Below are 18303 nucleotides of genomic sequence, written 5' to 3' on the forward strand. Positions count from 1 at the left end.
GGAGATCTGCGGGATCACCCCGGAGCTGCGGACGTTTCGCAGGAAGATGTCGCCGTAGCCGCCCAGGGAGACCACGCCCTCCTGGATGCGGGCACCGCCGGAGTCGTTCAACCCGACGACCGGGACGCCCATCTTCTCCGCCAGATCCATGATCTTGACGACCTTGGCGGCGAACACCTCGCCCAGCGAGCCACCGAACGCGGTGAAGTCCTGGCTGAACACGCACACCCGGCGGCCGTCGATGGTGCCGTGACCGGTCACCACCCCGTCGCCCAGGATCTTCTTCTTCTCCAGCCCGAACCCGGTCGCCCGGTGCACCGCGAACGCGTCGGTCTCGACGAACGAGCCCTCGTCGAGCAGCAGCTCGATCCGCTCGCGGGCGGTCAGCTTGCCCCGGTCGTGCTGCTTGGCGATCGCCTCCTCGCCACCACCGGCGGCCGCCTCGGCCTGACGGCGACGCAACTCCTCGAGCTTGTCCTTCGTGGTCTCGGCCACGGCGAACACCTTCGGTCGGGCAGCGGGCGCTGACGGGCGGGCGGTTGCGGCGGCGACGCCGCGCGGTCGGGCATCCTAGCCTTCGCCCCCCTGCCTCCCCCGAGCCGCGAGGTGCCCGTGGTCGATGACCTCGCCCGCCACGACCGCGTCGCAGCGCTGCTGGCCGGACCTCTCGCCTGGCACACCGTCGAGCACGTGGCCGAGAGCACCTCGACCAGCGACCTCGCGCTGGCGCGGGCCAGGGCGGGCGCGCGGCCGGGCCTGGTGGTGGTCGCCGACCGTCAGACGGCCGGTCGTGGCCGGCAGGGCCGGACCTGGCTCGACGGGCCCCGCCAGGACGCGTCGTTGCTGCTGACGGCCGTCGCCGAGGCGCCGCCCGTGCATCCGACGCTGGTCCCGCTGGCGGCCGGGCTGGCCGCGGCCGATGCCATCCGCCGCGCGGGCGCCAGCCCCTGGCTGAAGTGGCCCAACGACGTCCTGCTCGACGAGCGCAAGACCGCGGGCATCCTCGTCGAGCAGCACGCGGTTCGGAACACGCACCTGGTGCTGGTCGGCATCGGCATCAACGTCGACTGGCGTGGGGTCGACCGCGCCGGGGACCAGGGGGCATGGACCAGCGTGGCCGAGCAGACCGGCGCTGCCGTGGACCGCGGCGACCTGCTCGCCGATCTGCTGCGCGGCCTGGCGGCCTGGCTGCACTCGGTTCCCAGCGACCCGCTGCGCCTGCTGGTGTCCTACCGCGACGTCTGCGCGACCATCGGCGCGGCGGTGCGCGTGTCGTTCCCCGACGGCACGGCCGTCGAGGGACGCGCCGTCGACCTCGACCGCGAGGGACGACTGGTCGTGGACACCCCGGAGCGGCAGATGGCGGTCAGTGCCGGCGACGTCGAGCATGTCCGGGCGGCGCGCTGACGGACGCCGCAGGGCGAGGCGTGCGCACGGTTGCGCGAATAGTTGGACGTCAAAGTAGTCTGGCGGCAACACGTCGAAGGGAGCGTCCCGTGTCCTTGTCGTTCGCGCTCAGCCCGGAGCAGGAGGAGTTCCGGAAAGTCGTGCGCCGGTTCGCCGAGGACGTGATCGCCCCGGCGGCCGACGAGATGAACGCGCAGGCCCGCTTCCCCGTGGAGATCGTGCGGCAGATGGGCGAGCTCGGCCTGTTCGGCATCCCGTTCAGCTCCGCGTACGACGGCATGGACGGCGACTACCTGACGCTGTGCCTGGCCATCGAGGAGCTCGGGCGGGTCGACCAGTCCATGGGCATCACCCTGGAGGCCGGGGTCGGCCTCGGCGCGGCGCCGATCGACGAGTTCGGCACCGAGGAACAGAAGCAGCGCTGGCTGCCCGAGCTGTGCCGTGGCGAGAAGCTCGGCGGGTTCGGGCTGACCGAGCCCGGCGGCGGCTCGGACGTGTACGGCGCCACCCGCACCCGCGCCGTCCAGGACGGCGACCACTGGGTCATCAACGGCGGGAAGGTGTTCATCACCAATTCGGGCACGGAGATGACCTCGATCGTCACCGTCACCGCCTTCACCGGCGAGGACGAGATGACCTCGATCGTCGTGCCGGTCGACACCCCTGGGTTCTCCGTCGCGCCGCCCTACCGCAAGGTGGGCTGGCACGCCTCGGACACGCGCGAGCTGATCCTCGAGGACGTCCGCGTGCCGGTGGAGAACACCCTCGGCGAGCGTGGGGCCGGGTTCCGCCAGTTCCTCGCGACCCTCGACGACGGCCGCATCGCGATCTCCGCCCTGGCGGTCGGGCTCATCCAGGGCTGCGTCGACGAGTGCGTGCGCTACAGCCAGGAGCGCGAGGCGTTCGGCAAGCCGATCGGCAAGCAGCAGGCGCTGGCCTTCAAGATCGCCGACCTCGAGGTGGCCGCCCAGACCGCCCGGCAGATGTACTACTACGCCTGCTGGCGGAAGATGGAAGGTCTGCCCTACAAGCGTGAGGCGTCCATCAGCAAGCTGTTCTCCTCCGAGCAGGCCGTCACGGCGGCGCGCGAGGCGACCCAGGTCTTCGGCGGGTACGGGTTCACGACCGAATACCGGGTCGGGCGCTTCTACCAGGACGCCAAGATCCTGGAGATCGGCGAGGGAACGAGCGAGGTGCAGCGCATGCTGATCGCCCGTTCCCTCGGCCTGTGATCCGCGCTCAGCGGCCGCTGCCGCGGACGCTGCCGGTCAGCTTCGAGCCGTCCATCGGGTAGACCGAGCAGAGCACCATGCGGTCGCCGGCCGCGAAGGCCTCGGCCGTCGGCCAGATGGGGAACAGGTCCAGCTCCGAGGTGAGGAAGGACTGGCCCACGTACTCGTCGAAGGCCGGCACGCAGCGCTCGTCCACGAGGGTGAACACCTCCTCGTCCGACGGCAACGTGGTGCCAGCGAGTTCGAAGGCGTGGAACACCTCGTTGTCGTGCGGGTCGCCGCACGGCACGGCGGCCACGTCGGCGATCTCGACCGTCGCCTCGGACTGCGCCTCGTCGGCGCGGTCGTCGAAGCAGTCGCCGACGCGCAGGTCGCTCGCGGTCACCTTGCCGGCTGCCACGATCGTGCCGTCGGCGTCACGGTCGGCCTGGCCGAGGTAGGACAGCAGCATGCCGCCGAGGACGATCGCCGGAACCACGAAGCGGGCCAGTGAGCGCAGCCGCGTACCGGTCGACGGCTTCGGTCCTCCGTCCGGGTCGGTCGTCGAGCCCCAGCCGGCTGCCGGGACACCCGGCGGCACGTTCGGCCACGGCGTGTCCGGGTTCGTCGTCGGGGTGTCCGGGAACGACCCCGGCCCGTTCGTGCCGGCCGGCGGGTTCGTGTTCGGGTTCGGAGGCGGTGGCAGGTCCGGCACGTGCGTCCTCGGTGAGTGTGGCGACGCAGGCGGAGCGACGTCGCGGGTCGCGGAGTATCCGGTCCGTGACGGGTCGTTGAGGTTCTTCTGAAGGCGTTGTGCGCCGTGAGCGCGACGAAGGTCCGGGGTGCGGGTCCTTACCCTGGGCAGTCCCAAGCCCGCGCGCAGGAGCCCTCGTCGAAGTGGCCGACAAGTACACGTCGTTGATCGCACTCGTGCTGGACGAGCCCGTCGAGGAAGTCGGCCCGATCGTCAAGGCGGCCGGGCAGACCAAGGACATCGACCGCGCCGCGCCGGTGCGTGGTGCCGGCGAAGTGGCCTACGAGGTGCACTGGGGCGGGCGGATGCAGAAGGCCGTGGTGCGGGCGCTGAAAGACGAAGGCGACGGCGCCCCGCTCCTGCGCACCGAGGCCTACATCGGCAGCGACGGCCTGACCAACGGGATGCAGCGACAGGCCCAGCTGCTGCAGGCGCTGTCGCGCCAACTGCGGGGCCGGGTGCAGGGCATCCGGGACATCACCGCGCAGGCCGAGCGCGACCAGGCGTGGATGAACCGACTGGCCATCGGCGCCGTGCAGCACGACGACGGCATCGTCACCAAGGCCGAGGGCGAGGGCACGTGGTGGGTCCGGACCCACGGCGCGGCGCGCTTCGACGTCCCCGACCTGGAGCTGTACGGCCTCAACGCCGCCCAGGTCTCGGCGGCCGAGGTGGCCCTCCAGCACGTTCACGCCCAGCTGCTGCGTGGTGGACTGCGGGCCCAGATGTCGCTCCCGGACGGGACGCTGGTCCGACTGATTCCCGTGCTCGAGGCCTGGCAACACGTGCCGCTGGACTGGCCCGGCGTCGGCAAGGCCGGCCAGCCGCGTGGCCCGGGTCTCGACGGCCCGCGGGCCACCTTGTCCATCCTGCACAAGCCGCGCCTGGGCCGGTACAAGACCGATCTGGACGGCGTCCTGGACAAGCTGCCGGCCGCCGCGTCCTGACACGCACGGGCCCGGCGCGTGCGAGCGCCGCAGTTCCTCGGCCGACCCGCAGGACGACTGCTAGACACGGCCGCGTCTGGTGGGGAGTGAGCATGGACGTCGAGGTCGACGGGCTCGGCAAGACCTACAAGGTTCCCGTGCGAGAGGCAGGCCTTGCCAACGCCGTCAAGAGCCTCTTTCGGCGCGAGCACCATGACGTCCGTGCGGTGGCGGATCTGAGCTTCGGCATCGAGCCGGGAGAGGTGGTCGGCTTCCTCGGCCCCAACGGTGCGGGGAAGACGACCACGCTGAAGATGCTCTCCGGTCTGCTGCATCCCACCGCCGGTCGCGCCCACGTGCTGGGCCACACGCCGTCCCGGCGCGAGCGCGAGTACCTTGGCCAGATCACCCTGGTCATGGGCAACCGCAACCAGCTGCAGTGGGATCTGCCGGTCGTCGACTCGTTCGAGATGAACCGGGCCATCTACGGCATCGCCAGGCCGGACTTCGAACGCACCCGCGACGAACTCGTCGAGCTGCTCGAGATCGGCCAACTCGTCACCAAGCCCGTCCGCAACCTGTCACTCGGCGAGCGGATGAAGGCGGAGATCGCCGGCGCGCTGCTGCACCGCCCGCAGGTGCTGTTCCTGGACGAGCCCACGATCGGGCTCGACGTCACGATGCAGAAGCGCATCCGCACCTTCCTGGCCGAGTACAACCGGCGTCACGGCGCCAGCATCATGCTGACCAGCCACTACATGGCCGATGTCACGGCACTGTGCCGGCGGGTCATCGTCATCCACCACGGCCGGTTGCTCTACGACGGGCCGCTCGCCGAACTGGCCCAGCGCTTCGACACCAGCAAGACGATCGGCGTCACGCTCGCCGAGCCGGGCACCGACCTGTCCAGCTATGGCGAGGTGACCGGCGTCGACGGGCCGCGTGTCACGATCCGGGTCTCGCGGGCCGAGGCCAGCGCCGTTGCCGGCAAGCTCCTCGCCGACCTGCAACCCACCGACCTCACCATCGAGGATCCGCCGATCGACGATGTCATCGAGCAGGTGTTCGCTGCTCCCGACTTGCCCGGCGCGGCGGACGCGACGGCGGGCCAGGGTGTCGCCGACGGGGCGGCCGGGTGAGCGCTCCCGCGACGGTCGGCGGCCCACGGCCGGCCCGGGTGGGGCGTGCCCGGCAGCTCCTCGACTTCTACGCGACCGTGTCCCGCACCGCGGTGCAGGAGCAGTTCCAATACCGCACCGCCAACTACATGTACATGATCGGCATGGTGGTGGAGCCGGTCATCTACCTCGTGGTGTGGTCGGTCGTCGCCGAGGCCAGCGGGGGCCAGGTCGGCGGCTACACCCCGGCCGGGTTCGCGGCGTACTACATCGTGTGGATGCTCGTGCGGAACATGAACATCGTGTTCACCCCGTACGGCTGGGAGTACCGCATCCGCGAGGGCCAGCTGTCGGGGATGATCGTGCGGCCGATCCATCCGCTGCACTACGACCTGGCCTACTTCGCCGGCTGGAAGGTCATCGCGGTCGTCCTGTGGATCCCGATCGCCATCGTGCTCGGCCTGCTGTTCCGGCCCGAGTTCTCCGTCAACCTGGCCCAGGCGGCGACGTTCCTGGTGGCCATCTGGGGCGCGTACGTGATCCGCACGCTGCTGCTGTTCCTGCTCGGCATGGTCACGTTGTGGACCACCCGGGTGGCGGCACTGTTCGAGCTGTACTTCACCGCCGAACTGCTGCTGTCCGGCCGGCTCGTACCGCTCGACCTCATGCCCGACTGGGTGCTGCGCTGGGTCGACTTCCTGCCCTTCCGCTCCACGTTCGGGTTCCCGATCGAGGCGCTGGTCGCCGACCTGTCCGGGCCGCAGCTCGTCCGTGGACTCGTGGCACAGGCGGTGTGGATCGCGATCGGGTGGGCGGCCGCGATGCTGGTCTGGAAGCGCGCCGTCAAGCGCTACACCGCGGTGGGCAACTGATGGCGGCGCAGACGGACGTGGCGCACCCGGCTGGGCTTGCCCGGCCGGACGCGGTCCGCCGACGCGACGTGGTCGGCACCCTCGTCCGGGTCAGCGCGCTCAACGAACTGCAGTACCGCGTCAACTTCTTCCTGCAACTGTTCCAGTCCGTCGTCGCGCTCGGCACCGCCGTCGCCGTCGTCGCCCTGGTCTACCTCTACACCCCGTCGCTGGGCGGCTGGAGCCCGTGGGAATTGATGGTCGTGGTCGGCGTCCACACGGCGCTCGGTGGCGTCATCCGCTCCCTCGTCCAGCCGTCCATGCAGTTGCTCATGGACGACATCCGTGAAGGCAAGCTCGATTTCGCCCTGACCAAGCCGGTCGACGCGCAGCTGCTGGTCAGCTTTCGGCGCATCACCATCTGGCCGCTGGTCGACGTCGCGGTCGGGCTCGGCGTGGTGGTCGTCGCCGCCGTGCAACTCGGCGGGGGCGTCACGATCCTCGGCACAGCGGTGTTCCTCGCCGCCCTGTGCCTCGGGGCCGTGATGATCTACTGCCTGTGGCTGGTCATCACGACCGGGGCGTTCTGGGTCGTGCGCATGGAACACGTCGCGGAGCTGTTCAACGGCCTCTACCAGGCGGGCCGCTGGCCCATCGGCCTGTTCCCGGGCTGGCTGCGGATCGTCTTCACGGTGCTGGTGCCGCTCGCCTTCGCCGTGACCCTGCCGTCGGAGGCGCTGACCGGCCGGGCGGGGCTGCTGGCGCTGGCCGGCGCCGCTGGGTTCACCGTCGCCCTGGCCGCCTTCACCCGCTGGTTCTGGCGGCTGGGCGTTCGCAACTACAGCGGCGCCAGCGCCTGATCGCCACGCCCGAGCCGAGGCTCAGGCCGGTTCGAACGTGTCCTGGCGGCGGCGCAGCACCGCTCCGACACCCAGGAGCAGGCCGATCGTGCAGACCACGGCCGTGACGAGGAACAGCACCCCATACGTCCCCACTTCCGTGTCCGCCGTGGGAAAGCCGGTGAGGTCGTTCACGAACAGCGCGACGTGCACCACCGGGACCGCCCACAGCGCCTGCCACGACCATCGCTCGCCGCGGCGGTAGGGACCCACGATCAGCGTGACGGCCAGCGCCACCAGTGCGAGCCCCAGCATGCCCACGCCACCGACGAGCGTCGCGACCAACTCGGTCGCCGCGGTCGTCTCCGCCTGCAGGCTGGCCCAGTCGCTGCCACCGAGGTGGTCCACCAGGCCCTGGTTCGGCTCACGGCGCATCAGCCCGAGCGCGTACCACACGCCCATGAATGCCGTCCCGGCCAGCAGGGTCACCCAACTGCGCTTCGGTACGGGCGTGCTCTGCTCCATCGTCTGCTCCTCGGCATCGGCCGCCGGCGGATCCGACGGCGCGACGAGGACGTTCCTCGGCGCGGTGTCCCGGCGGCAAGGGACACCGCACCCGACGGCCCGGGACCGAACCCGAGGGCGCCGTCAAGCCCGCGCGCCTCAGCCGAAGCGGTCGGTCGGCGCCCCGAGGCCGGCGTCGCGGGCCCTGGCCACCGCCTCCGCCCGCGAGCCGACCCCGAGCTTGGCGTAGATGCTCGTCAGGTGGTTGCGCACCGTCTTCGGGCTGAGGTGGAGGCGGGCGGCCACGCGTTGCGTCGATTCTCCCGCCGCGACGGCGGCCAGCAGCTCGCGCTCCCGGTCGCTCAACTCGGGCAGGGGCGCCGCCGTGCCTCGGGCCAGCAGACCACCGACCCGGCGGGCGACCGGTGCACCGAGGAAGGCCTCGCCGCGCGCGACGGCCGTGATGGCGCGGGACAGCTCGTCGCGGCTGGCGCCCTTCAACAGGTAGCCGCGTGCCCCAGCGCTCAGCGCGGCGGCGATCGCGCTCTCGTCCTCGAAGGTGGTGAGCACCAGCACGCCGACGTGCGGCGTCTCCCGGACCAGGCGCTCGGTCGCACGGATGCCGTCGCCGCCGGGCATGTGCAGGTCCATCAGCACGACGTCGGCGGCGAGCGACGTCGCCGCCGTCACCGCCTGGCCACCGTCGCCGGCCTCGGCGACCACCTCGACGTCCTGGAGGGTGTCGAGCAGCAGGCGCAGGTTCGCGCGGAAGGTCTGATGGTCGTCGGCCAGGACGACACGCACGGTCACGCCGACGCTCCGGACGGCAACCAGGCCACGACCGAGGTGCCATCGGCGCGCAGGTCGATGCGGCACCACCCGCCGAGTTCCTCGGCGCGTTCACGCATGGTGGCGGTGCCGAGCCCCGTCCCCGCCGACGGGCCCGACGGTCCACCGCCGTCGTCGCGGACGGCGAGGTGGAGGCCGTCGTCGGACTGCTGGAGGAGGAGTTCGCAGTGGCTGGCGCCGGCGTGGCGGGCGACGTTGGTGACCGCTTCCAGCACGATCCGGTAGGCGGCGACCTCGACGGCCGCCGGCAGTGGTGCGCCGCCGAGGTCGATCCTGCTGCGCAGCTCGATGCCGGCCAGCAGCGGCCGGACGCCTTCGAGCACGGCCTCGCCCAGACCGAGTCGGTCCAGAGCCGGCGGGCGCAACCCGTCGACCAGGCCACGAACCGTCGCCATTGCGCGCTCCGTCTCTGCGAGGTTGCGGCGCAGCACGTCGGCGACCGGCCCGTCGGGCTCCCGCGCCAGCGCGGCCTGCAGACCCACCCCGATCGCGGCCAGGCTCGGCCCGAGCCCGTCGTGCAGGTCACGGCGCAACCGCCGGCGTTCCTCCTCGCGGGTCGTGACGAGCGCGGCGCGTGCCTGCTGCAGTTCGCTGGCCAGCGTGGCGGCGTCGACCGCGGTCGCACCATGGATGAGGCGGTCGACGCTGCGCTGGACGCGGGCACGCGCAGGCTCGAACACCAGCGCGGCGACGACTCCGGCGACGACGGCCGTGGACAGCGGTGAGGTGCGTCCGACGACGAGGCTGATCGAGGCCGACACCGCGACGTACATCGTGGCCAGGCAGGCGGTCAGTGCGCCGCCAACGAGCGAGCGGCGGACGATGACCTCGATCCCGAGCAGCCGATGCCGCAGCACGGCGGTTGCCGTCAGCACGGGCAGGACGGCCGCCCCGGCGGCCGCCACGAGGTACTCGGGCGCCGGCAGGACGAAGATCCCCGCCGTGCCGGACACCGCGGAACCGGCCGCGACGAGGAACCAGCCGATCTGCGCCCGATCGGCGCCTGAGGTCCGCCGCCAGCGGCCCAGCAGCGCTGCCAGGCACACCGGCACCGACAGGACCATGATCGCCGCGCCTGCCGCGGCGACGGCGACCGCGGGAGGGGGGAGCGGCCCGGCACCCACCCCGGTGTAGGTGTCACCGCGGTGTGGCCAGGTCGCGATGGCCAGCACGACCACGCTCAGCGACAGCCCGAGGCCCGGCGCCCAGGCGACGGGTCGCCAGGCCCGGGACGGCAGACGGCCGTCGGGCACCAGCAGGACCAGCCACGTCACGAGCACGACCAGTGGGGGCCACCAGATCAGGTCGGCCAGCCACGCCGCTTCCGCGGCCCAGGGCAGCGAGCCAGGAGCCGTGACCAGCCCCCGCAGGGCCCAGGTGGTGGCCAGGTTGCTCAGAGCACTGAGCACGCCGACCGCGAGGAAGCCCCAACCGAGCGGGTTGCGAGCCACCCGCGCGGCCAGCAACGCGCCCACCAGGACGTAGGGCACCACCAGGCCCAGGCCGGTGGCGACCGTCCGGTGCAACTCCGCCGTGCCGTCCAGCCACGCGAGGGCCAGCGCGACGAGCCAGGCGAGCACGGCGATGCCGGCCAGGGCGGCGACGGTCGGCGACGTCGCCCGCCGACGCCACGACGAGCCCCTGTGCGCCGGCTCGGCGGCGGTCACGAGCGTCGACGTCCCCACCGCCTCCCCCCAATGCGAGTCGGGCAGCTTACGGGTGTCGGTACGGAAAAGCGGGCGGTTTGTCGGCCCGGATCGATGCCAGCGCCGCGGACCGGGCCGCCAGCGCCTGACGTCGATCGGTCACTCGGCGTCGCTGTTCTCGGGCTCGATCCACCCTTCTTCGCCCTCGGGGCGCTGGTCGCCGCACAGGTCGCGCAGCCGCGGGGCGCCCTCCTCGGGACCGATGGCCAGCAGCCGGTCGCCGGCCTGCAGCGACCGCGACCGGCGCGGGCGGTAGATCCATCGTTCGCGCCGCTGGATCGCCAGCACCTCCATGCCGGTCTCCGTGTGCAGCTGCAGCTGTCCGAGCGTGCGTCCCTCGGCGGGGCTCCCGGCCGACACGATGGCCTCGGCCACGATCTCGTCGGCCTCGGCCAGCGCGGCGGCGATGATCGGGTGCGGCGGTCCCTCGTCCTCGATGACCCGCGTCATCGACTGGGCGGCGTCGACGATCCGCTCGGAGGACGAGGCGAGGTGGATCAGTCCGCGCAGCTCGTCGGGGTCCTCGAGCTCCGCGGCGGCGCGCAGCACCCAGCCCTCGAGCTGGTGGTACAGCTCGTCGGACTTGTCCTCGATGACGGCCACCTCGGCGGCCAGCGACTGGTCGCGCAGCAGGATCGCCGAGTAGGCGAGCCCGACGGCCACCTCGGAGGCGTTCTTCAGCTCGATGATGACGTCGACGGCCCGGTCGAGGTTGGACAGCTTGGCGCGCTGCGGCGGCGGGGGGAAGTGCCGTGGGGTGCCGCCCGCGAGCTCGCGGACGTGGTCCACCCCTTCCGGCGGTCCCTGCAGGAACAGCACGTCGCCCTCGCGCAGCACCTCCTCGGGCCCGGGGCCGTAGACCCAGTCGACGTCGCGGCGGATGGCGATGACCCACATGCCGGTGTGGGCGGGCAGCTCGAGGTCGCGCAGCGTGGAGCCGGCGATCCGGTTGTCCTCGCGGATCTTGACCCGCGCCGTCACCTCGGTGGCGTGGCGAAGGTCGTCGCGCAGCTCGCCGGGCACGCCGAGGTCCTTCAGCACCACCCTCGCGATGTCCTCCGCGGCGTCGGCGATGCCCTCGATCGACACGGCCATCGACAGCACGCCGGCGAGCCGGTCGGCGTCGTCGGGCGTACGGGTCGCGATCATGCACACCGCACGTAGGTCGACGAGCAGTTCGTCGACCCGTTCCTCCAGGCGCAGCACCTCCCGGGCCAGGGACTCGTCGCCGAAGAAGATCGCGGCGTACGCCAGGTCCACCATGAGCTCGGCCGCATCCTTGGCGCCGACCAGCAGCTCCTTGACCGTCTTTCGCGTCCTCATGTCAGTCAACCCACCTGCAGGATCGTGATCGCCGCGACCAGACAGATGACCCCCGCCAGGTCCATGGTCGCGGTCACCACGGGGATGCCGTGGTTGTCGGGGTCGAACCCGAAGCGGAACGAGGTCGTGGCGGCCGCATAGGCCGTGCCCGCCAGCACGACCACCGCGAACAGCCCGGCCAGCCAGGTCACACCCAGCATGGACAGCAGCGGCAGCGGCTCGACCGTCGGGACGAGGACCGCGGCCAGCCAGCCGGCCGCGCCCACGCCGGTGAAGGCGAGGAAGGCCAGCAGCACCGTAAGGGAGAAGTCGAGGCCGGCGAGCTTGCCGGGCAGCAGGCGCGGCTCCAGCAGACCGACGTGCAGCTTGGAGGCCAGCCGGCTGGAGAGCATGCCGCCCAACGAGCCGCAGTTGGCGATGAACGGCGGGATGAGCACCAGCAGCGCCGGGGCGCTGAACTGCTCCTCGGCGCGGGCCTCGACGACGATGCCGGCCATGACGTCGATCGACACGGCGATGGTCAGCACGATCATCGACTCGCGCACGATGCGGCGGATCATGGCGTCGTCGCGCCGGAGCCCCAACGTCACGGCCACCACGCCGACGACCAGGCCGACCGCGCCGATCGCCATGGCCACGGGCTCCACGACGAGGATGAAGCTGCCCACGAGCAGGGCCGGCAGCGTCACCAGGTCGCCGGCCGCGGTGATGATCGGCGCGCCGACGTCGTCCATGCTCCAGCCGCGCACGTTGCTGCGCCGGGCCATCCAGATCACGACGAAGAAGAGCACCACCGACGACAGCAACCCGCCGATCAGCGAGATCGCGACCAGGTCCAGCAGCGGCACGGTGCGCAGGCCGAGGGCCACGGAGATCGCCCAGGCCAGCACGCCGGCCTGGGTGGCCGTCGCGAAGCTCAGGATCGTCGCGGCCTCGATCTGGCGGCCGAGGTAGCTGCGACGGCGCAGTTCGGGCTCGAACTCGCCGGTGAGGATCCCGGTCGACAGCCGTGAGCCGAGCGCGCCGAAGATCGAGCCGCGCATGCCGATAGCGGCCGGGATCAGCGCCAGCAGCCCGGGAATGCCCTCCAGCCGCGCCTCGGCCGACATCAGCACCACACCGGCGATGATCGTCGCCGCCAAGCCGATGCCCAGGGCAGTGGCGCCTGCCCGGATGCTGCGCGACTCCTGGGCCCAGTACGAGCGCACCTCGATGATCGGGATGCCCAGCAGGCGCCCCACGACCTTCAGCGGGCGGGGGGCCGGCGGCAGGGTGACGCCCCGACGGCGGTTGGCCACGAACGGCCCTCCTCGTCGTCGTGGGGCGTGCCGGCAGCTGCGGGAGCTGGCCCGAGAGGGCGCAGCCTAGCCCTCGCGGCAACGGCGGCGACCGCCCGTCACGGCCCTCGGGGCGGGTCCGGACGCGGACCCGACGGGCACGTCGATGGGCCGCGGACGGGGGCTGCTCTATACCCTCCGGACCATGACGAACTACACCGCACCCATCCGTGACGTCCGCTTCGTGCTCGAGCACGTGACTCCGCTGCGGGAGGCGACCGCGCAGCCGACCTTCGCGCACGCGGAGCCAGACCTGGTCGCCGGGCTGTTGGAGGAGGCGGGCCGGTTCGCCGCCCAGGCGATCGCGCCCACCAACCGCGACGGGGACACCGAGGGCGCGCGCATCGAGGGCGACACGGTGAAGCTGCCGGCGTCGTTCGAGCGCGTCTACCGACAGTACGTCGAAGCGGGCTGGGGCACGCTGCAGCACCCGGTGGAGTTTGGCGGGGGCGGGTTCCCGCTGCTGGTCGCCAACGCGGTCAAGGAGGCGATCACCAGCGCCAACATGGCGTTCTCGCTCGGGCCGCTGCTGACCACCGGTGCGGTGTACCTGCTCTCGCACCACGGTTCCGAGGAACAGCAGCAGACCTTCCTGCCCAAGATGGTGACCGGCGAGTGGGCCGGCACGATGAACCTGACGGAGCCCCAGGCCGGCTCGGACGTCGGGGCGGTCACGACCCGGGCGATCCCGCAGGACGACGGCAGCTACCGGATCACCGGGCAGAAGATCTACATCACCTACGGCGAGCACGAGCTGACGGAGAACATCATCCATCTCGTGCTGGCCCGTCTGCCCGACGCGCCGCCCGGCACCAAGGGCATCAGCCTGTTCATCGTGCCCAAGTTCCTGGTCAACGACGACGGCAGCCTCGGCGAGCGCAACGACGTCCACGTGGTGTCGCTGGAGCACAAGCTGGGCATCCACGCCTCGCCGACCTGCGTGATGGCCTACGGGGAGAACTCCGACGGCGCGGTCGGCTACCTCGTCGGCGAGCCCAACACCGGCATGCGCGGCATGTTCACGATGATGAACGACGCCCGCCTCGGGGTCGGCATCCAGGGTCTGGCCATCGCCGAGCGGGCCTACCAGCAGGCGCTGGCCTACGCGCAGGAGCGACGCCAGGGCCGCGCGCCCGGCGCCGAACCCGGCGCCCAGTCACCCATCGTCGAGCACGCCGACGTGCGGCGCATGCTGCTGACGATGAAGGCCCAGATCGAGGCCATGCGGGCGCTGTGCTACGCCAACGCCCACGCGATCGACCTCGCCCACGCCGCCGTCGACGAGGCCGCGGCCGAGCGCCACCAGAAGCTGGCCGACCTGCTCACCCCGCTGTCCAAGGCGTGGTGCACCGATCTGGGGGTCGAGCTCACCTCGCTGGCGGTCCAGGTCCACGGCGGCATGGGCTACGTCGAGGAGACCGGCGTCGCCCAGCACTTCCGCGACGCCCGCATCGCCCCCATCTACGAGGGCACCAACGGCATCCAGGCACTCGACCTCGTGGGCCGCAAGCTGCCCTACGACGGCGGCGCGTTCGTCAAGAGCGTGCTCGGCGACGTCCGCGACACCGCCAAGCAGCTGCCGGCCGACCTCGAGGTGGTCGCGACCAACCTCGCCGACGCGCTGGAGGCACTCGAGGAGGCCACCGACTGGCTCTTCGCCCGCCGCGAGACCCCCGACGACGTGTTCGCCGGCGCCACGCCCTACCTGCGCATGTTCGCCACCGTCATCGGTGGCTGGCTGCTGGCGCGCGGCGCCGCCGCCGCCCACCAGGCGCTGGAGTCCGGCGACACCGGCGGGTTCGAGCCCGACTTCCTGCGGGCCAAGCTGACCACCACCCGCTTCTACGCCACCCAGATCCTGCCCACCGTGCGGGGGCTGCTGCCGGCCGTGACCGCCGGCGCCGACGACCTGTACGCCCTCACCCCGGCCCAGCTGGCGCCCTGACCGACGCGGCCCGCCGATCAGGCCCAGTGGGCCACCTTCTCGCCGGCCGCGGCGTCACGGGCGACGCCGGGCCGCAACAGGACGGTGGGGCGGCCGGCCAGCAGCGGCCGGGCCGCGAGGGCGGTCAGGACCAGTTCCGGCGGCAGCTCGCAGCCGTCGTCCAGACCCAGGGTGCCGCCGTCGCCGAGCAGCGAGGCGGCGGCGGTCAGCACCTCGGCCTGGGTGAGGACGCGCGCGGACGTGACGATCGCCGGCAGGTCGGCCGCCGCGCGCGGCGGAGGCGGCTGATCCGGGAACGCCTGCACGGCGCTCGTCCAGGCCTCGCCGGGGACGTCGGCCACTGGCGCGCCGTCGACCGCGTCGCCGACCCACAGCACGTCCTGCGCCGTCGTGGGCGCGGGGCGCCCCTCCTGGACCACGGCCGTCGGCGCCTCGCCGGTCAGGGCGACCGCCAGTCCCGACCACCAGGCCGCCAGGGCCACCGCCACCAGCGGCCACCCGGGCTCGAGGTCCAGCCGCAGCCGGTCGCCGGGCTCCAGCAGCAGGTCGAGTTCCAGCAGATGGGCCCCTTTGGCGGCCCACTGCGCCAGGGACGCGACCCCCTGCTCGTCGCGGCGGGTGGGTCCGAGCACGGTGACCGCCGGACGGTGGCCGAGTTCGTCACGCGCGTGCGCGAGGGCTGCGGCGAGGTCCGTCGGTGCCGGCCGGGGCGAGCGGGGCGGAGCGAGCTGCAGCGGGCAACCTTCGTCGGCGGGCCGTCGATGCTACCGTCGGCCCCCGTGTGACCACCGTCCGTCCGCGGTCCTCCTGCGGCTGGGAGTCGGGCTCGTCGCCGCCGTCGGCCCCGCACGCCCGCGAACGGTCCCACCACCTCGATGTCGTGAGGTAATCCCCCCTGTGACCGGTTCTCGTCAACTCGTGTTCTCCTCGTCGCGTCGCGCCCCGCGGAGGCGTTGGACGCGTGTCTTCGCCTGGGTCTTCGGGCTCGTGGTGCTGGCGGTGCTCCTGGTCGCACTGGTCGGCGCGTCCCTGTACGGCTACGCGTGGGTGCGACTGGGCGGCGACGAGATCCCGGCGCTGCTCGCCGACGTGGAGACGCTGGGCACCGACGGGGCCAGCGCCCCGGCGCAGGCCACGACCGTGCTGGTGACCACGACCGGCCCGCGCGATCCGACCGTGACGCGGGGCCCGGAGCTGACCGGCCCCGTCTGGCTGGTGCAGGCCGGCGGTCCCCGCGAGGTGCCGGCGGTCCTGCTGCTGCCCGAGGACCTGCCGGTCAGCGTCGACGGCGAGGGCGTCGCGACCCTGGCCGAGATCCAGGTCGCCGCCGACGCGAGCGGGCTGGTGCAGGCGCTCGTCGACTACACCGGTGTGCGCATCGACCACGTCGTCAGCATGGACGAGGACGCCCTTCCGGCGCTGGTCGAGCACCTCGGGCCCATCGAGGTCTGCGGCGACGACGGCGGCTGCCGGCCGACGAGCGGTGACGAGGCCCGCCGCCAGCTGCAGGAGGCCTCGCCCGAGGCTCGCACCGCCCGCACCGCCGACCTTCTGCGCGGGCTGGCGGCCGTCGCCACGCCCGTGGACCTGCTGCGCTCGCCGGTCGCCACCAAGCGCAGCATCGACACGGTCGCCGACGTGCACACGGACGTGTCGCTGCGCGGCACGGACCTGCTGCACCTCGCCCGGGTCTTCGAGGACGGCCCCACCCCCGAGGTCGCCAGCCTGCCGATCCTGCGCAACCCGGAGACGGGCACGAGCGTCCTACTGGAACAGGCGGAGACCGTCTTCCAGCGATTCGGCGAAGGCGCCCCATTGGACGGCGTGACCGGCGACGATGGTGTCCAGCAGGTGGTCGAGGAGGTGCCGGTGGCCGTGCTCAACGCCGCGGGGATCGACGGGCTCGCCGGCCGCGTCGAGGCACGACTGGCGGCGGCGGGCTTCCTCGTCGTCGGCACCGGTAACGCGCCCGGCTTCGACGAGGAGGCCAGCACGGTGATCCGCTACGTCGGCGACGACCCGGCGGCCGAGGCGACCGCCATCCTGCTCGCCGAGCGCCTGCCGGACGCACGACTGGAGTCGGCCGACCGGGTGCCCGACCTCGAAGGAGATCCCGTCCGCGTGCAGGTGCTCGCGGGTGCGGATCTCGACGACGCGGAGTGACGAGACGTGCTGGTCGGTGGTGAACCCGGGCCCTGGGGCCCCAACGTCAGCGGCGGCCGCCGCTGGCGGCTGCTGCGACGCCTCGCGACGGTGATGGGTGTCGTCGTGCTCGTCGCCGCGACCGGGCTGGGCACGACCGGGGTGCTGCTGCTGCGCCAGGCCGAGGCCAGCCTGACGCGCGTGCCGGTCCAGCGCCTCGACGAGGCCGCCGCACCGTCCGACGCCCGGCACTTCCTGATCGTCGGGTCGGACTCCCGGGACGGCCTCGACGACGAGCAGCGCTCGCGGCTCACGCTCGGGGAGTTCGACGGCCAGCGCAGCGACACCGTCATCTACGTGTCGATCAGCCAGGACCGCAGCGCCGTGTCGCTGGTCAGCCTGCCGCGCGACCTGCTCGTCAACGACGGCGACCGCCAGCGCAAGCTGACGGAGACCTACGCCGGCGGCCCGGACCGGCTGATCAGCGTGATCCAGGAGAACTTCGGCCTGCCGGTCAACCACTACGCCGAGATCTCGCTGGGCGGGTTCATCTCCGTGGTGGAGACGCTGGGCGGCGTCGACCTGTGCATCGACGACCCGCTGGTGGACCGGAAGTCGGGCGCCGACTTCGAGGCCGGCTGTCACCGCATGGACGCCGAGCAGGCACTGTCGTACGTCCGCTCGCGCCAGGGCCTGTTCGGCGACTACGAGCGCATCGCGCGCCAGCAGCAGTTCCTGCGCGCGACGCTGCGCGAGCTGACCGACACGCAGATCCTCGCCGACGTGCCGCGCCTGTTCCGCCTGGTCGAGGACGTCGCCGGCAACGTCACGACCGACCAGAACCTCGGCGTCGGCGAGATGCGCGCCGTCGCGCAGGAGATGCGCCAGGTCATCACCGACGGCGTTCCGATGGTCACGGTCCCGGCCTACCCGCGCAAGATCAACGGCATCGACTACATGATCGCCTACCGGCCGGGCACGGAAGCGATGTTCGACCGGCTCCGGCAGGGCGTCCCGCTGATGGACGCCGGCACGCGCGACGACCGCGCCGAGGCACCGGTGGCGCTGATGTCCGGCGGCCGGACCGATGGCGCCGGGATCGTCGGCTCGGTGCTGCAGTTCGTCGGCTTCCCGATCCTCACGGCCGGCAGCGGGCCGGCGGAGCTGGACGCCGGCGAGACCACGACCGTCTATCGGCTGCCCGGCAACGAGGACGAGGCCGAGTGGGTCGCGTCGTTCCTCGGTGCGCCGATCCGGGACCTGCCCGCGTCCGTCACCGCGCCCGAGGGAGCCGAGGTGCTGGTCGCCGTGGGCGCGGACGCCGCCGCCTGAGCACCACACCGGTCGGGACGGACGCCCCTACGCTGGCGCGCCGAACGAGGAGGCGTGCC

The 18303-nt window shown here is 72.4% G+C and carries 17 protein-coding genes; 9 read left to right on the top strand and 8 right to left on the bottom strand.

All coding sequences use genetic code 11. The features are described from left to right. Positions 1 to 504: carboxyl transferase domain-containing protein (locus ACERM0_RS07555; RefSeq protein ID WP_373677962.1), on the bottom strand; the 504-nt coding region annotated here is incomplete at its 3' end. A 108-nt stretch (positions 505 to 612) separates the two neighbouring features. On the opposite strand from ACERM0_RS07555, the gene ACERM0_RS07560 reads away from it, so the two are divergent. Continuing rightward, the gene (locus tag ACERM0_RS07560; RefSeq protein WP_373677963.1) at positions 613 to 1407 is read left to right on the top strand and encodes a biotin--[acetyl-CoA-carboxylase] ligase; all 795 of its coding nucleotides are present in this window, start codon (positions 613 to 615) and stop codon (positions 1405 to 1407) included. Positions 1408 to 1496: 89 nt separating this feature from the next. Continuing rightward, positions 1497 to 2639: an acyl-CoA dehydrogenase family protein gene (locus tag ACERM0_RS07565; protein WP_373677964.1), complete on the top strand. Its 1143-nt coding sequence runs from the start codon at positions 1497 to 1499 to the stop codon at positions 2637 to 2639. 7 nt (positions 2640 to 2646) lie between these two features. Here the strand turns inward: ACERM0_RS07565 and ACERM0_RS07570 are convergent, their stop codons facing one another. After that, a complete protein-coding gene (locus tag ACERM0_RS07570; protein WP_373677965.1) occupies positions 2647 to 3333 on the bottom strand; it encodes a septum formation family protein in 687 nt (228 codons plus the stop codon). 182 nt (positions 3334 to 3515) lie between these two features. Here ACERM0_RS07570 and ACERM0_RS07575 point away from each other — a divergent pair, with 182 nt between their 5' ends. From ACERM0_RS07575 to ACERM0_RS07590, 4 genes are all read left to right on the top strand, one after another. Continuing rightward, positions 3516 to 4319: a hypothetical protein gene (locus tag ACERM0_RS07575; RefSeq protein WP_373677966.1), complete on the top strand. Its 804-nt coding sequence runs from the start codon at positions 3516 to 3518 to the stop codon at positions 4317 to 4319. Between the two features lie 92 nt (positions 4320 to 4411). Further along, positions 4412 to 5437, top strand: coding sequence for an ATP-binding cassette domain-containing protein (locus tag ACERM0_RS07580; protein ID WP_373677967.1), 1026 nt, complete (start codon positions 4412 to 4414; stop codon positions 5435 to 5437). Beyond that, the gene (locus ACERM0_RS07585) at positions 5434 to 6288 is read left to right on the top strand and encodes an ABC transporter permease (RefSeq protein ID WP_373677968.1); all 855 of its coding nucleotides are present in this window, start codon (positions 5434 to 5436) and stop codon (positions 6286 to 6288) included. The genes ACERM0_RS07580 and ACERM0_RS07585 overlap by 4 nt, the downstream gene beginning before the upstream one ends. Beyond that, positions 6288 to 7127 (top strand): ABC transporter permease, encoded by an 840-nt coding sequence (locus tag ACERM0_RS07590; protein WP_373677969.1) that lies wholly within the window; start codon positions 6288 to 6290, stop codon positions 7125 to 7127. Before ACERM0_RS07585 ends, ACERM0_RS07590 begins: the two co-directional genes overlap by 1 nt. 21 nt (positions 7128 to 7148) lie before the next feature. On the opposite strand, the gene ACERM0_RS07595 is transcribed toward ACERM0_RS07590, so the two are convergent. The 5 genes from ACERM0_RS07595 to ACERM0_RS07615 form a co-directional block, all read right to left on the bottom strand. Then, positions 7149 to 7631 (bottom strand): hypothetical protein, encoded by a 483-nt coding sequence (locus ACERM0_RS07595; protein WP_373677970.1) that lies wholly within the window; start codon positions 7629 to 7631, stop codon positions 7149 to 7151. A 138-nt stretch (positions 7632 to 7769) separates the two neighbouring features. Further along, entirely contained in the window at positions 7770 to 8420 is a 651-nt protein-coding gene (locus ACERM0_RS07600) for a response regulator (protein ID WP_373677971.1), read from the bottom strand. Further along, entirely contained in the window at positions 8417 to 10144 is a 1728-nt protein-coding gene (locus ACERM0_RS07605) for a sensor histidine kinase (protein WP_373677972.1), read from the bottom strand. The genes ACERM0_RS07600 and ACERM0_RS07605 overlap by 4 nt, the downstream gene beginning before the upstream one ends. A gap of 120 nt (positions 10145 to 10264) precedes the next feature. After that, complete coding sequence (locus ACERM0_RS07610; RefSeq protein WP_373677973.1) at positions 10265 to 11488, bottom strand: potassium channel family protein; 1224 nt, start codon at positions 11486 to 11488, stop codon at positions 10265 to 10267. A 5-nt stretch (positions 11489 to 11493) separates the two neighbouring features. Next, a complete protein-coding gene (locus ACERM0_RS07615; RefSeq protein WP_373677974.1) occupies positions 11494 to 12786 on the bottom strand; it encodes a magnesium transporter in 1293 nt (430 codons plus the stop codon). 184 nt (positions 12787 to 12970) lie between these two features. Here ACERM0_RS07615 and ACERM0_RS07620 point away from each other — a divergent pair, with 184 nt between their 5' ends. Further along, complete coding sequence (locus ACERM0_RS07620) at positions 12971 to 14770, top strand: acyl-CoA dehydrogenase (protein ID WP_373677975.1); 1800 nt, start codon at positions 12971 to 12973, stop codon at positions 14768 to 14770. Positions 14771 to 14787: 17 nt separating this feature from the next. Here the strand turns inward: ACERM0_RS07620 and ACERM0_RS07625 are convergent, their stop codons facing one another. Beyond that, positions 14788 to 15402 (bottom strand): hypothetical protein, encoded by a 615-nt coding sequence (locus ACERM0_RS07625; protein WP_373677976.1) that lies wholly within the window; start codon positions 15400 to 15402, stop codon positions 14788 to 14790. Between the two features lie 265 nt (positions 15403 to 15667). Between ACERM0_RS07625 and ACERM0_RS07630 the strand changes: the two genes are divergently transcribed. Beyond that, positions 15668 to 16933 carry an LCP family protein gene (locus ACERM0_RS07630; protein WP_373677977.1) on the top strand — a complete coding sequence of 422 codons (1266 nt, stop codon included), beginning with the start codon at positions 15668 to 15670 and terminating at the stop codon, positions 16931 to 16933. A gap of 6 nt (positions 16934 to 16939) precedes the next feature. Next, positions 16940 to 18244, top strand: a complete 1305-nt coding sequence (locus ACERM0_RS07635; protein ID WP_373677978.1) for an LCP family protein — start codon at positions 16940 to 16942, stop codon at positions 18242 to 18244. The last annotated feature ends 59 nt before the right edge of the window (positions 18245 to 18303 follow it).

It is taken from the genome of Egicoccus sp. AB-alg2 (assembly GCF_041821065.1).
GTDB lineage: Bacteria > Actinomycetota > Nitriliruptoria > Nitriliruptorales > Nitriliruptoraceae > Egicoccus.